Annotated in this window: 13 protein-coding genes, 3 tRNA genes and 1 pseudogene; 6 read left to right on the top strand and 11 right to left on the bottom strand. The window is 51.4% G+C overall.

Annotated features, from left to right (window positions below; all coding sequences use genetic code 11):
- Window position 1: 1 nt before the first annotated feature.
- The 6 genes from P3C52_RS09545 to uvrY all read right to left on the bottom strand — a co-directional run bounded on the left by P3C52_RS09545 (window position 2) and on the right by uvrY (window position 3,544).
- A tRNA-Leu gene (locus P3C52_RS09545) sits at window positions 2–88 on the bottom strand.
- 11 nt (window positions 89–99) lie between these two features.
- Window positions 100–173, bottom strand: a tRNA-Cys gene (locus tag P3C52_RS09540).
- 41 nt (window positions 174–214) lie between these two features.
- Window positions 215–290 (bottom strand) — tRNA-Gly (locus tag P3C52_RS09535).
- 149 nt (window positions 291–439) lie between these two features.
- Window positions 440–988 (bottom strand): CDP-diacylglycerol--glycerol-3-phosphate 3-phosphatidyltransferase, encoded by a 549-nt coding sequence (gene pgsA, locus P3C52_RS09530; RefSeq protein ID WP_275554773.1) that lies wholly within the window; start codon window positions 986–988, stop codon window positions 440–442.
- A gap of 71 nt (window positions 989–1,059) precedes the next feature.
- On the bottom strand, window positions 1,060–2,892 hold the full coding sequence (gene uvrC, locus P3C52_RS09525; RefSeq protein WP_275554772.1) for an excinuclease ABC subunit UvrC: 1,833 nt from the start codon (window positions 2,890–2,892) through the stop codon (window positions 1,060–1,062).
- Window positions 2,885–3,544 (bottom strand): UvrY/SirA/GacA family response regulator transcription factor, encoded by a 660-nt coding sequence (gene uvrY / locus P3C52_RS09520; protein WP_275554771.1) that lies wholly within the window; start codon window positions 3,542–3,544, stop codon window positions 2,885–2,887. Before uvrY ends, uvrC begins: the two co-directional genes overlap by 8 nt.
- A gap of 481 nt (window positions 3,545–4,025) precedes the next feature.
- Between uvrY and P3C52_RS09515 the strand changes: the two genes are divergently transcribed.
- Entirely contained in the window at window positions 4,026–4,250 is a 225-nt protein-coding gene (locus tag P3C52_RS09515; RefSeq protein ID WP_275554770.1) for a DUF2594 family protein, read from the top strand.
- Window positions 4,251–4,318: 68 nt separating this feature from the next.
- A complete protein-coding gene (locus tag P3C52_RS09510; protein WP_275554769.1) occupies window positions 4,319–4,654 on the top strand; it encodes a GlpM family protein in 336 nt (111 codons plus the stop codon).
- Here the strand turns inward: P3C52_RS09510 and P3C52_RS09505 are convergent.
- From P3C52_RS09505 to P3C52_RS09495, 3 genes are all read right to left on the bottom strand, one after another.
- On the bottom strand, window positions 4,651–5,268 hold the full coding sequence (locus tag P3C52_RS09505; RefSeq protein WP_275554841.1) for an acyl-homoserine-lactone synthase: 618 nt from the start codon (window positions 5,266–5,268) through the stop codon (window positions 4,651–4,653). The two genes, P3C52_RS09510 and P3C52_RS09505, sit on opposite strands and share 4 nt — an antisense overlap.
- Before the next feature lie 129 nt (window positions 5,269–5,397).
- A complete protein-coding gene (sdiA, locus tag P3C52_RS09500; protein WP_275554768.1) occupies window positions 5,398–6,120 on the bottom strand; it encodes a transcriptional regulator SdiA in 723 nt (240 codons plus the stop codon).
- Between the two features lie 611 nt (window positions 6,121–6,731).
- A complete protein-coding gene (locus tag P3C52_RS09495; RefSeq protein ID WP_275554840.1) occupies window positions 6,732–7,424 on the bottom strand; it encodes an extensin family protein in 693 nt (230 codons plus the stop codon).
- Window positions 7,425–7,723: 299 nt separating this feature from the next.
- Here P3C52_RS09495 and cycA point away from each other — a divergent pair, with 299 nt between their 5' ends.
- Window positions 7,724–9,118, top strand: coding sequence for a D-serine/D-alanine/glycine transporter (gene cycA / locus P3C52_RS09490; protein ID WP_275554767.1), 1,395 nt, complete (start codon window positions 7,724–7,726; stop codon window positions 9,116–9,118).
- Window positions 9,119–9,253: 135 nt separating this feature from the next.
- Here the strand turns inward: cycA and rutR are convergent, their stop codons facing one another.
- Both rutR and P3C52_RS09480 read right to left on the bottom strand, forming a co-directional pair.
- Complete coding sequence (gene rutR / locus P3C52_RS09485) at window positions 9,254–9,880, bottom strand: HTH-type transcriptional regulator RutR (RefSeq protein ID WP_275554766.1); 627 nt, start codon at window positions 9,878–9,880, stop codon at window positions 9,254–9,256.
- Between the two features lie 169 nt (window positions 9,881–10,049).
- Window positions 10,050–10,960, bottom strand: a pseudogene (locus P3C52_RS09480) (DMT family transporter).
- 287 nt (window positions 10,961–11,247) lie between these two features.
- On the opposite strand from P3C52_RS09480, the gene wrbA reads away from it, so the two are divergent.
- The 3 genes from wrbA (at window position 11,248) to P3C52_RS09465 (ending at window position 13,548) form a co-directional block, all read left to right on the top strand.
- Complete coding sequence (gene wrbA / locus P3C52_RS09475) at window positions 11,248–11,847, top strand: NAD(P)H:quinone oxidoreductase (protein ID WP_275554765.1); 600 nt, start codon at window positions 11,248–11,250, stop codon at window positions 11,845–11,847.
- A gap of 24 nt (window positions 11,848–11,871) precedes the next feature.
- Window positions 11,872–12,102: a YccJ family protein gene (locus tag P3C52_RS09470; protein ID WP_275554764.1), complete on the top strand. Its 231-nt coding sequence runs from the start codon at window positions 11,872–11,874 to the stop codon at window positions 12,100–12,102.
- Between the two features lie 69 nt (window positions 12,103–12,171).
- Complete coding sequence (locus P3C52_RS09465; protein ID WP_275554763.1) at window positions 12,172–13,548, top strand: NAD-dependent succinate-semialdehyde dehydrogenase; 1,377 nt, start codon at window positions 12,172–12,174, stop codon at window positions 13,546–13,548.
- Window positions 13,549–13,575 lie beyond the last annotated feature (27 nt).

Here is a 13,575-nt window from a genome sequence, read left to right as displayed (position 1 = left end):
ATGGTGCCCGGGGCGGGACTTGAACCCGCACAGCCATACAGCCGAGGGATTTTAAATCCCTTGTGTCTACCGATTTCACCACCCGGGCAGGGTATAAAGTGGAGGCGCGTCCCGGAGTCGAACCGAGGTGGACGGATTTGCAATCCGCTGCATGGCCACTCTGCCAACGCGCCTTTATTCTTTGTGATTATCCGTAATATCGAATAATCTAATCTGGAGCGGGAAACGAGACTCGAACTCGCGACCCCGACCTTGGCAAGGTCGTGCTCTACCAACTGAGCTATTCCCGCAATGTCAGCAATTTAACAACTTGCTGATTTTATTTATCTTCTGGCGACTGTAGCGCCGTTCGATGCGTTGCATTCTACTGACCTGAACAAATGAGTCAATAAAATTATCCTCATTTCCCGTCCGTTTGCTGCTTTTTACATCGCATCGATCAGCGTTCAAACAGATCGCCACGCGCGGCGCTTAAATATTGAAACATCGACCAGAAAGTCAGCACCGCGGCGATATACAGGGCTACGACGCCGATGGCGGAAACCAGCTGATTGGGATGCCACAACAACGCCACCAGCGCCAGCATCTGCGCGGTCGTTTTTACTTTGCCGATCCAGGAGACCGCGACGCTGCTGCGCTTGCCGATTTCCGCCATCCATTCACGCAGCGCGGAGATGATAATTTCACGCGCGATCATGGTTGCCGCCGGTAAAGTAATCCACCAGGCATGGAACTGTTCGGCAACTAACACCAGCGCCATCGCTACCATCACTTTATCAGCAACCGGATCGAGGAAAGCGCCAAAACGCGTCGACTGTTTCCAGCGGCGTGCCAGGAAACCATCAAACCAGTCAGTGATTGCCGCCACGACAAAGATGATGGCGCAAACCATCGGGCCCCAGTGGAACGGCAAATAGAAAGCCAGAACAAAAAATGGTATCAGGACGACACGAAAAAGGGTGAGCCACGTCGGAATATTCAATTGCATAAGGTACGCTAACTGTCTGGCATGAGTAGGGTTTACCCGTATGTTGCTACATTGCCACCGGGGTTTCAATGCTAGTGTTTTAACGAGTAAAAGATTTTCTCCGCCAGGGCATGAGAAATGCCGGGTACTTTGGCAATTTCTTCAACCGAGGCGTTCATTAGCGGCTGCAGGCCGCCCATATATTTCAACAGCTGCTGGCGCCGTTTCGGGCCTACGCCCTCAATGCTTTCCAGCGCGCTGGTATTTTTAACTTTTGCCCGCTTATTGCGATGCCCCGTTATTGCATGATTGTGAGAGTCGTCACGAATATGCTGAATGACGTGCAGCGCTGGCGAATCAGGCGGCAGGGAAAATCCTTCCCCTTCCGGCTCCAGAAACAGCGTTTCCAGACCAGCTTTACGATCGCTGCCTTTCGCTACGCCCAGCAGCAACGGATGATCTTTATCCCAGCTCACATTAAGCTCGGAAAAAACCTGCTTTGCCTGTGCCAGCTGGCCTTTACCACCATCGATAAGGATAACATCCGGCACTTTCTCCGGCTCAAGCTCCTTGCCGTAGCGCCGCCGCAGTACCTGATTCATCGCCGCATAATCATCGCCGGGCGTAATACCGGTAATATTATAGCGGCGATACTCAGCACGTACCGGCCCGTTGCTGTCAAACACTACGCACGAGGCAACAGTTTGCTCGCCCATCGTATGGCTAATGTCAAAACACTCCATGCGCTTGACCTGCGGAAGGTCCAGCGCATCCGCCAGCGCCGACAGCCGCTGGTGAATCGTCGATTGCTGCGTAAGTTTGGTCACCAGCGCGGTGGCAGCGTTAGTACGTGCCAGTTTTAAATAACGAGCGCGATCGCCGCGCGGCTTGCTTTGAATATGAATGCGGCGACCCGCGATCTCACTTAGCGAATCTGCCAGCAGCTCACGCTCCGGCAAGGTAAAGTCCAGCAGGATTTCACCAGGTAAAGAGCGCGATTCGCTGCCCTGCAGGTAGAACTGCCCCACAAAGGTTTGCACCACTTCCGCCAGTTCGGTACCGCCCGGAATTTTAGGGAAATAGCTGCGGCTGCCCAATACTTTGCCCTGACGAATAAAAAGTACGTGCAGGCAGGCCAGACCGGCGTCATAGGCCACGCCAATGACATCCAGGTCATCGCCCTGATTCGACACAAACTGCTTTTCGGTAACCCGACGCACCGCCTGGATCTGATCGCGCAGGCGCGCCGCCTCTTCGAAACGCAACGCCTGACTGGCCTGTTCCATACGACTGACCAGCATATTAAGCACCTGATCATCTTTGCCAGCCAGAAACAGCCGCACATAATCGGTTTGCTGCGCATACTCTTCTTCGCTCACCAGGCCTGCGACGCAAGGACCCAGGCAGCGACCGATTTGATACTGTAAACAGGGACGCGTGCGGTTGCGGTAAACGTTGTTTTCGCACTGCCGAATAGGGAAGATTTTCTGTAACAGCGCCAGAGTTTCACGCACCGCATAACCATTGGGAAAGGGGCCGAAATACTCGCCTTTCGCATGTTTGGCTCCGCGATGGATAGCCAGTCGCGGGTGCGGATCGCCGCTTAAAAAGATATAGGGGTAAGATTTATCGTCACGCAGCAAAACGTTGTAGCGCGGCTGATAAAGCTTGATGTAGTTATGCTCAAGCAGCAGCGCTTCTGTTTCGGTATGCGTGACGGTGACGTCAATATGGTGAATATTGGCCACTAATGCTTCAGTTTTACGGCTGGCAAGGTTGCTGCGAAAGTAGCTGCTAAGGCGCTTTTTTAAATCTTTCGCTTTGCCAACGTAAATAACCGTACCGCCACTGTCATACATCCGGTAGACACCCGGCTGACTGGTAACAGTTTTCAGGAAGGATGTTGCGTCAAAAACGTCACTCACTACTAATCAACGACTCCGCATTAAACAGGCCATGACGGATGGCCAGATGCGTCAACTCTACGTCGCCACTAATATTCAGTTTACTAAACATACGGTAACGGTAGCTGTTGACGGTTTTAGGGCTAAGATTCAGCTGCTCAGAAATATCTGTCACTTTCTGCCCTTTCGTAATCATCAGCATAATCTGCAATTCCCGTTCCGACAAACAGCTAAGGGGAGATTCGCTCTTTTCCGGTTCTATCTGACTCAGCGCCATCTGCTGTGCGATATCTGAAGCAATATAACGCTGGCCTGAATGAACGGAACGGATAGCGCTGATGACTTCCTGCGGCGCGGCGCCTTTGCTGAGATAGCCTGCCGCCCCTGCCTGCATAACCTTAGCGGGCAGCGGATTTTCCGTATGAATAGTCAACATAATGATTTTGGCGTCTGGATTGAAACGAACAATTTTACGTGTTGCTTCCAGCCCGCCGATGCCCGGCATGTTCATATCCATCAAGATGACATCAACCTGATTGGTACGACACCATTTCACCGCATCCTCACCACAGCAGGCTTCGCCGGTTACCTGTATACCTTTGATATCTTCCAGTATGCGACGAATCCCTGCGCGTACCAGTTCGTGATCATCCACAAGAAGAATGCTAATCAAAAGAGGATTTCTCCGGAATGGTGATGTTTATGGTCGACACTTTAATTAATCGGCTTAATGTTACTCTCTTTCGTGAAAGGTTTGAACATAATTCACCGTTTTTTTAAGTGGGTATAATTGCGCGATCGCGCTGTTTTTATTCTTCTTGCTGCCGCGCTATTTATCGGGGCGCGGATAATAAAGCGTTAAAAGCGTTAAAAATAAGCAAAAAAGCATTCTTTAATTTAAAAACCATAATTTACAATCACTTAAGTTAATAACTACAGTGATTATTAATTTTTAAATAAATGCCTCAGGCGCGTCACTCTCGCCATTAAATAGCAGAAAAATTTTATTTAACATTCAGGTTTATTACGCCAGTTTATTCTCCACCGGCGGCGGTTAAGTGGAAAAAATGGCGCCTGATTTATGTTATACTTTCCTCGCATCGCTCATTTGAGTAATACCTCAAATGTTTACATTGCGTTATCAAGGAGAAACTATGGGTTATAACGATTTTACAACCTCAGAAGAAACAGCAAAACTGGCAAATGAAGTCGCCTGCCTGAAGGCAATGGTTACCATGATGTTAAAAGGCATGGGCCAGGCAGATGCAGGAAAAGTGATTATCAATATGGAACGCGTTATTGCCCAACTGGACGATCCGCAACAGGCGGAAACCTTCAGTCAGACCATCGGCCAGATCAAAGCTGCCTATCGCCGTTAAAACCCATTAAACCCATTGATTTCACGTCATTCTTCACGCATGTTATGCGTTTTGTCGCGGAATAAACAATGGGTTTACTGTTAAAAGCGTTGGTTGGCGCGCTGGTGGTGGTCGCGATTGGTCTACTGGCAAAAAGTAAAAATTATTATATCGCTGGCCTTCTGCCGCTGTTCCCTACGTTTGCGCTGATAGCGCATTATCTGGTCGCTACCGATAAGGGCATCGCGGCGCTGCGCACCACACTAATTTTCGGTATGTGGGCTATCCTGCCCTATTTTCTTTATTTACTCTCGCTATGGTTTTTTATTGGCATGATGCGGCTGCCTTTTGCTCTGGCCAGCGCCGTGCTGTGCTGGATACTGGCCGCATGGCTGCTTATTACATTATGGACGCGCTGGCATTAACGCCCACGCGACTGCCAGTTCATGGAAACGCCGAGCGAAGGCAGAACCTCTTCCGGGCTGAAACGACGCGCGCCGCGATACTTATCCGCCAGCTCACGCTGCCTGACCGGAATTTTTACGGCAAATAAATTATCTTCTGACTGAATCAACCCCGGCGTTAAAGGTTCAAATTCCACTTTATGTTGTTCGAACATCTGCTCCAGCATCGGCGTAGCGGCGCTGACTAAATAATCAATACCAGACATTTCCGCCAACTGTACCGCATGCCAAAGGATGGTAAGCGGCAGAGCGGCATCCACATCAAGCCTGGCGGAAAAGCGCGACATTTCCCACACGGCTTCTTTACGATCGAAAGGCACGCTAATCCCTTCAATATTGCCCGGTTCGCGCCACTGCATAAGACGCGCGCAGCCGCAAATCCCCATGCGCGCATGCCAGGCAAGAAGCCAGGTGACGTCAGAACGGTCGAAACGATCATACTCCTGACCTGGCGTACTGAGCCGGGAAGGTATTGACCACCCTTCACCCCGAGCAAAAACGCTATAACGATAGCTGCCCAATTCCGCCAATAACGAGGATGGCATATCCTTTAGCTGGGTTTGAATAATCTTCATCATATTCCCGTGTCGCACTCCCTCGTTTAAGCCGTTTTGATACGGCGTTAGCCCAGCTGATACCCCGGCCGAAGGGTAGACAACTGGTTAACCTTATGAAACTACTAATTTTAGTAGTTGCGCTGAAGGTCACAATAAACCAATGGCGGCCGCATAGCTGGCAACCTGCGTTTTATTCGGTGCGTTGAAGCGCCTCTGCAGATTTTTTTGATGGAAATTTACCGTATGGGGCGAGATAGCAAGAATCAGGGAAATTTCTACTGCTGTTTTCCCTTCCGCCGTCCATTTCAATATTTCCAGTTCACGCTGACTTAAGGTTATATCTAAAATACGCATCGACGCATCATCTAAACGAAGCAGCGTGAGCAGCGACAGATCCAGTAGATACTGGAGTCTCAATTGTTGCTCAGGCAGTAAATTCAACATATTTACTGGCTTTTTAGACGCGGCGGATAATATGCCGACCGCGCGATTAGGTGCCATCATTGAACAGGAAAAGCCGGAAGCCAACCCATACTCTTTTGCTGCCTGCCAGAATATTTCATTCCGTTCAGTAACAGCATCCTTCCACACTAAAAACTTTCCCGGCAACTGGCAAATGAGAAGAACAGGATCGACAGCATAATAATTTTCGTTATCGTATTGCTTTATCCAGTCGGCTGAATAGGTAGTAAAAAGAAACGTCTTAGGCCGGGTAAAAGGAACAGGATGTCGAATAAGCAAAGCGAATTGATCTAAGCCCAGCGTCTCTACCTGACGCTGTAACGCTTTCGTTAGCTCTTTTGTATTTTTCAGTAAAAGGAACTGAGCCTCGATCTCCTTGCGCCAGGCGAAGTAATCATCGAACGTCATTAAAGCCTCACCGGTACGCGAAAGCCGCTCGTGCCGTGGTTTAAGTCAAATTGCTACTGAGTAACAAAAAATTAAATGCTCACGAAAAGTTATTTTAATTATATTGCAGCCTGGCCCGAACTGCGCTAACGCGGCATCTGATATCCGTTAAGCAGAAGTAAACTAATTGCTTAAACCCTTGCTCACTTATCCCTGTAATTTAGTAAAGTTATATTAATCAGTCCTGATTTAACTCAATATTTGCTGAATGAAATTCAAGAATAAGATTTTTCCTAAAAATATTCAACCCCCTTGCAATTCATTACTTTCCCCCTTCAACAAACAGTAACGAAACTCACGCTTCACTCCTGATTAAATAGCGTAAATTCTATTCAACCTAACGTTTATTATAGCAAAACCTATTACCTGAGCTGATGGTTAATACTGATCTATAAGCAAAAAAGAAATGTCCAATAAGGTTTTTTTAGTGTGCTGCTAATAATTTTTTAAAGAATTATTCCAGGTTATAATAAAGGCTGCTTACCTTTAGTCGTTGTGCTTTATAGAATACGCTCAAAAGGCGCTTAAAATTATGTCACCTCTGTCCGCGATCGATGACAGAAAAGTCTGCATTATCGGCACAGGCCGTAACCGTGCATTCCTAGATGAAAATGCGTGGCATGGGCAGCGTTATAATCGGGGCCCAGCGAATTGCCAAACCAGGCGCAGCTGGCGTTAAACCATTGATGTAATAATGACGAAGCGTTGCCCGTTGGCTGCCAGTCTCGACTCACGCTGATACGCTTACCATTCTCCAGTCGAAACGCTGTAACGTCCCAGGCGTTGGCGCTGGCATGTTCGCTCAACCGTCCCTGGGCGCGATGATAAATATTGCGGCAGGCGTAGCTGCCTACATGCTCTATTCGCGCCAATGGCGAATGCAGCGGACTCTCTGTCGCCATTTTATTAGCCTGAATCACAAACATCGTACTGCTTACCGCCAGCGGACAGCTGGCCAAAAAGCTGCTGCTCAGAGCGACGTTCGCAAAACGCTGGACACGAATCGGCATCTCCAGTGGGCAGGCGCCTTTGATCGCCGGAGGTTGCGTAAAGCTCACCCACCCGGCGTCACGGGCGCGCTGCAACACTGCCAGGCAGGCCGCCGGATCGTCGCGCAGGCGTTGAAGTTTATAGCGGGTTATCGGACCAGGCGGCTCCGTAACGGACAGCGGCGTAAAAGGATTCCAGTGAGCAGGTAAATGGCGTTGAAGCCAGGGAAAACCAGCCAGTCCGATCAGAATGATAATCAGCGTTACTGCCAGCATTTTCACCTTTGCTTCCCCTGTCACCGCTACGGCTGTTCATTAATTGTAGCCGCTAACGCGCTCCCGGCTCCTTAATCACGCTGTTGTGACATTTTTTAAACCAGAGCTGAATAAAAGTTGTGCCTTTGCATCAATTGTAAATAAATGATGCCAACATCGGTCTTTTAATCCTGTAGGATTGGCAAAAATCATTAGCTGATAATCGGCTAATTACACTATCTTATGCCAACTTACCTGCCGGTAAGCCTGATAAATATCGGCCAGCAGAGCCGCACAACATCACAGACAGGAACCACCTCATGGTAGATCAATCAAAAGAGACGCTGCAGCACGCAGAAAGCCCGGATAAGCTCCGGCGCAGCCTTCATAATCGTCATATACAGCTGATCGCTATCGGCGGCGCTATCGGCACCGGCCTGTTTATGGGCTCCGGGAAAACCATCAGCCTGGCAGGCCCCTCGATCATTTTTGTGTATATGATCATCGGCTTTATGCTGTTTTTCGTCATGCGCGCGATGGGCGAGCTGCTGCTTTCCAACCTTGAATATAAATCCTTTAGTGATTTCGCCGCCGACCTGCTTGGCCCCTGGGCCGGCTATTTTACCGGCTGGACCTACTGGTTCTGTTGGGTAGTTACCGGCATTGCCGATGTGGTCGCGATCAGCTCCTATTTTCAGCTCTGGTTCCCGGACTTCTCCGTCTGGATGAGCGCCCTGCTCTGCGTTGTGGTGTTTTTGACGCTGAATATCGTCACGGTGAAACTCTTTGGCGAGATGGAATTCTGGTTTGCCATTATTAAAATCGTCGCCATTGTCGCGCTGATCGTTACCGGCATTGTGCTGGTGGCGATGCACTACCCGTCTCCCGGTGGCGGCACGGCGTCCCTGTCGAATATCTGGAATCAGGGCGGCATGTTCCCGAAAGGGTTAAGCGGCTTCTTTGCCGGTTTCCAAATCGCCGTTTTTGCTTTTGTCGGCATCGAGCTGGTTGGCACCGCCGCCGCAGAAACGCACGATCCGCATAAGGTTCTGCCGCGCGCCATTAATGCCATTCCGTTGCGCATTATTATGTTTTACGTGCTGGCGTTGATGGTAATTATGGCGGTGACGCCATGGAACCATGTGGTGGCCGAACGTAGTCCGTTTGTTGAGATGTTTATGCTGATCGGCCTGCCTGCGGCGGCCAGCATTGTTAACTTTGTCGTGCTGACCTCCGCCGCCTCCTCTGCCAACAGCGGAATTTTCTCCACCAGCCGTATGCTTTATGGCCTGGCGGAACAGGGCGTTGCGCATCGTATGTTTGGCCGTCTTTCTGCACGTGCGGTGCCGACGTCAGGCCTGTTCTTCTCCTGCTTCTGTTTGCTGATTGGCGTTGCGCTAATTTATTTGATCCCGAACGTGATGACGGTCTTTACGATGGTCACTACTGTTTCAGCAATTCTGTTTATGTTTGTCTGGAGTATTATCCTTTTCTCCTGGCTGGCCTACCGCAAAAAATATCCGCAGCGCCACGCGGAGTCGCGTTTTAAGATGCCGCTGGGCAGGCTGATGTGTTGGGTATGTCTGGCCTTCTTTGTCTTTGTTATCGTGCTGCTTACGTTGCAGGAGGATACGCGCCAGGCGTTAATGGTTACCCCGTTGTGGTTTATCCTGCTGGGTATTGGCTGGTGGTTACGCAGCCGCAAGGCCGCCTGATGAGTTAACGAAAAAGGGCGAACCGGTGTTCGCCCTTTTTGCTGGAAGTTTCAGAAGTCCGCTGCGCCATCAGAAAAGAAACGCCCGGCTGAACGTCCCCATTCCCGCGCCCTGATTCGATATCTGATGCGCCGCTTAACGCACGCGGATCCCTTCAATCACCATATGCTGTACGTTAGTCACCGTCTGGTTAAAAAACTGCTCATCATTTAATGTCTTTCCGGTTACGGCCTCGACCTGCGCCGCGAAGTCTGCGTAATGCTGCGTGGTTGCCCACAGCATAAACACCAGATGCTGCGGCTCAACCGCTGCCAGCCGCTTCTGGGCAATCCAGTTTTCAATTACGCGCGATTTTTCATCAATCAGCGCCTTCAGGCTGCCCTCCAGTTCGGCTTTTAATAACGGCGCGCCCTGCAGCATTTCAAGGCAGAACAGTCGCGAAGCCTGAGGATGATCGCGTGAAACTTCCAGCTTAAGCTGGATATAGTGCCGAATCGCCGCCAGCGGCTCCTGATCCTCACGCAGCGCCCGCAGCGGAGCCAGCCAGACATCAAGGATATTCTTCAGCACGGCAATATAGAGCGCTTCCTTGGAGGGAAAGTAGTAAAGCAGGTTGGTTTTCGATACGCCGGCCAGTTCAGCAACCTTCTCAAGGCTGGTGCCGTGCATGCCGAACTGTGAAAAATATTCCAGCGCCGCGTCAAGAATCGCTGAACATTTTGCCGCCGCCCGCGAACGGCGCGTTGGTGCTTTGTTAACCACTTTAACTCAGTTCCTTTTCCTGAACGATGCACGCGTTGCATCTTAGCAGCCGGACGGTTAAGCGCCGAAAAATTACGCCTTATGCCGCCCGGCGGCGTCCGTAAATAACCCACCAGCCAACCTGCACCTGCGCGGTATCTTCCCGCGCTCCATTCTGCGCTGAATAAAGCTACTTTTCACCGGTCGCAGGTTGCTCTGCTGTACGCCTTTTCAGTTTGAGTTCGCTGACCAATACACCCAGCACAATCAGAGCGCCGCCAAGAATTGCCGCGCCGGGCAGACGCTCGCCGGCAATACGTCCAACAACGCCCGCCCATACCGGCTCACCGGCATAGATCACCGTGGCACGCGTCGGCGAAACGCTGCGCTGCGCCCAGTTCATGGTAACCTGAATCAGCGCGCTGGCCAGCCCCAGCCCCAGCGCGCTACCCCACAGGTAGGCGACATCGGCGGCACACTTTCATCATTAGGCTGCATTAACAGAAATGAGAGCAGCGACGCTACCGCCAGTTGAATAATAGTAACGCGCCGAATATCGACTTTTCCCGCGCTGGCGCTGATCAAAATAATTTCTGCCGCAATAGCCAGCGTGCTGAGCAAGGTAGCGATTTCACCCTGATTAAACGCCAGCCCGCCGCTTTCCGGCCCCGCCACCAGCAATAAGCCGCCAAACGCCAACACTACGCCGCACCAGGACATCAGCCCCGGCATCTTGCCTAAAAACGCCCACTGTAACAGCGGCACCAGCGGCACATAGAGCGCGGTAATAAAAGCGGACTGGCTGCCGGAAATGGTCTGCATGCCCCAGGTTTGTAAACCGTAACCGCAGCCGATAGCGATACCTATCCATAAGCCTGCCACCAGTTCCTGACGCGTAAATCCACGCAGTGAACGCCATGAAAATAGCGTCAGCAGCAGAGCGGCGGTGGCAAAACGTACGCCGACAAAAAAGAACGGGCCGCTCATGGTCATGGCGTGATGCACCACCATAAAGGTGCCGCCCCAGATCATAGTAATAAAAATCAGGATCCCTTCCTGTAAGGTAAGGTTCCATTTGTAGCGTGATAAACGACCAGCCATATTCAGAAAGTCCCGAAAAACAGAGGGCAACAGTGTGCTTGCCCGCTTGCTGCGGGTCAATGCCGTTGTCGCTGCCAGGCAAGGTCGCGGACTTCTTCTATACTCTGTTACTGATGTTATCTTTCATTGCTACAGGAGAACGCTATGTCACAGAAACAATCCCAGCAGAGTAAAGACGATCCAAAACAGGCGCCGGAATCAGGCGATAAAAAACCTGCCACGCCGAAAAAGTAAACGGGCCCGGCTTATTGCCGTAGCGATCGACAACATTTAACAGGGAGCCGGAGATGGCGAAAATTCTGGTGCTTTATTATTCAATGTATGGACATGTTGAAACCATGGCGCAGGCGGTTGCCGAAGGCGCCCGCAATGTGAGCGGTGCTGAAGTGACGATAAAACGCGTTCCTGAAACCATGGATGCTGAGCGTTTTGCTCAGGTTGGCGGTAAGACAAATCAGGATGCGCCAGAGGCGACGCCAGAAGAACTGCCACAGTATGACGCCATTCTTATCGGCACCCCTACCCGTTTTGGCAATATGTCTGGCCAGATGCGCACCTTTTTCGATCGCACCGGCGGACTTTGGGCCTCCGGCGCGCTCTATGGCAAGCTGGCCAGCGTATTTAGCTCTACCGGCACCGGCGGCGGGCAAGAGCAGACGATTACCTCTACTTGGACAACGCTGGCGCATCACGGCATGGTCATCGTGCCCATCGGTTACGGTACGAAAGAACTCTTTGATATCAGCCAGGTACGTGGCGGCACGCCTTATGGCGCGACCACCTATGCCGGCGGTGACGGTTCCCGTCAGCCGAGTGAAGAGGAACTGGCTATCGCCCGTTTTCAGGGCGAACACGTCGCCCGACTGGCGGTTAAACTCAACGGATAGTCTCAATCAACACAGGAGAACATTATGGCAACGCAACAATCCAAAGCACATCATGTTGGCGAATGGGCAAGCCTGCGCCATACCTCACCTGAGATTGCTGAGGCAATTTTTGAAGTCGCAAATTATGACGAAAAGCTGGCAGAAGAGATTTGGCGCCAGCAGGGTAATGACGAAGTGCTGTTCCGCGCCTTCGATAAAACCGATGCTGATGTGCTGACGTGGGATGACGTCGTCGTCGAACGAAAAAACGTGTAACCCACTTCAAGTGCTTTACGGGCGGGATTTTCCCGCCCTGTTTTTTTAGCCAGCGAAAAGGAATCTTCTATGTCAACCTACCAGTCAGTTAATCCCGCCACGAATGAAGTCATTAAAACCTGGCCTGAACATGATGCCGGATATGTTGAATCCGCTCTGGAAACCGCCGCGCAACTTTATCAATCCGAATGGTCGAAAGGCGATATTCAGCCGCGCATTCAGGTGCTGCATAAGCTCGCCGATCTGATTGAAAGCCGGGCGGACGAACTGGCAAAAATCGCCAGCCTTGAAATGGGTAAACTGCTGAAACAGAGTCGCGGCGAAGTGCAAATCTGTGCGCAGATTGCACGTTATTATGCGGAGCATGCCGAAAAGTTCCTGCAGCCGGTGTCCTATCCCACCAGTCTGGGCGAAGCCTGGATTGAACATCATCCTATTGGCGTGCTGGTTGCGGTTGAGCCGTGGAACTTCCCCTATTATCAGCTGATGCGCGTACTGGCGCCTAATCTGGCCGCGGGTAATCCGGTGCTGGCTAAACATGCCGCCATCGTACCGCATTGCGCCAGCGTCTTTGAACAGCTGGTGCGTGATGCCGGTGCGCCGCAAGGCGCCTGGACGAACCTGTTTATCTCCAGCGATAAAGTGGCCGAGCTGATTGCCGACGATCGGGTTCAGGGCGCAGCCCTGACCGGTTCAGAGCGCGCCGGTAGCGCCGTTGCGCAGCAGGCGGGTAAATATCTGAAGAAAACAACCCTTGAGCTGGGCGGCAACGATGTTTTTGTCGTGCTTGATGATTGTGATTTAGACGAAGCGGTTAAACAGGGTGCGCAGGCGCGCCTCAGCAATACCGGTCAGGTTTGCACCGCGGCTAAACGCTTTATCGTTCAGCGCAGCGTGGCCGATCGCTTCCTGGAAAAATTTACCGAAGCCTTTAAAGCGGTAAAAATCGGCGATCCGCTGGATGAAAGCACCACGCTTGGCCCGCTTTCCTCCGCCAGCGCGCGCGATACTCTGGTAAAACAGGTTGAAGAGGCGCTGGCTCACGGTGCCCATCTGCACTACGGCGGTGAAATCGTTCCCGGTCCCGGCTGTTTTTATCAGCCCACCATTCTGACCCGGATTACCCGTGACAATCCTGCCTGGTTTACCGAATTCTTCGGCCCGGTCGCGCAGGTTTACGTGGTTGAGAATGATGATGACGTAGTGAAGTTAGCCAATGATTCCCACTACGGCCTGGGCGGTGCGGTCTTTACCGGCGACATTGCCCGCGGTAAACGGCTGGCATCGCGGATTGAAACCGGTATGGTCTTTATCAACTCCGCCAGCGATACAGCGGCTGAACTGCCTTTTGGTGGGATCAAACGTTCAGGTTATGGACGCGAGCTGTCCGATTTAGGAATTAAAGAGTTCGTTAACCAAAAGCTGGTAGTGGTCGCGAGCCAGTAATCTTTCGGCGCAACAGTAATAGCGGTC

The sequence above is a fragment of the Mixta sp. Marseille-Q2659 genome, assembly GCF_940807255.1.
Lineage (GTDB): Bacteria > Pseudomonadota > Gammaproteobacteria > Enterobacterales > Enterobacteriaceae > Mixta.
This window is presented reverse-complemented; position numbering and strand designations above follow the sequence as displayed.

Coding starts and splice junctions, on each gene's coding strand:
- pgsA (WP_275554773.1), bottom strand. CDS start 988: ATGCAATTGAATATTCCGACGTGGCTCACCCTTTTTCGTGTCGTCCTG.
- P3C52_RS09515 (WP_275554770.1), top strand. CDS start 4,026: ATGGGTTATAACGATTTTACAACCTCAGAAGAAACAGCAAAACTGGCA.
- P3C52_RS09510 (WP_275554769.1), top strand. CDS start 4,319: ATGGGTTTACTGTTAAAAGCGTTGGTTGGCGCGCTGGTGGTGGTCGCG.
- P3C52_RS09505 (WP_275554841.1), bottom strand. CDS start 5,268: ATGAAGATTATTCAAACCCAGCTAAAGGATATGCCATCCTCGTTATTG.
- sdiA (WP_275554768.1), bottom strand. CDS start 6,120: ATGACGTTCGATGATTACTTCGCCTGGCGCAAGGAGATCGAGGCTCAG.
- P3C52_RS09495 (WP_275554840.1), bottom strand. CDS start 7,424: ATGCTGGCAGTAACGCTGATTATCATTCTGATCGGACTGGCTGGTTTT.
- cycA (WP_275554767.1), top strand. CDS start 7,724: ATGGTAGATCAATCAAAAGAGACGCTGCAGCACGCAGAAAGCCCGGAT.
- wrbA (WP_275554765.1), top strand. CDS start 11,248: ATGGCGAAAATTCTGGTGCTTTATTATTCAATGTATGGACATGTTGAA.
- P3C52_RS09470 (WP_275554764.1), top strand. CDS start 11,872: ATGGCAACGCAACAATCCAAAGCACATCATGTTGGCGAATGGGCAAGC.
- P3C52_RS09465 (WP_275554763.1), top strand. CDS start 12,172: ATGTCAACCTACCAGTCAGTTAATCCCGCCACGAATGAAGTCATTAAA.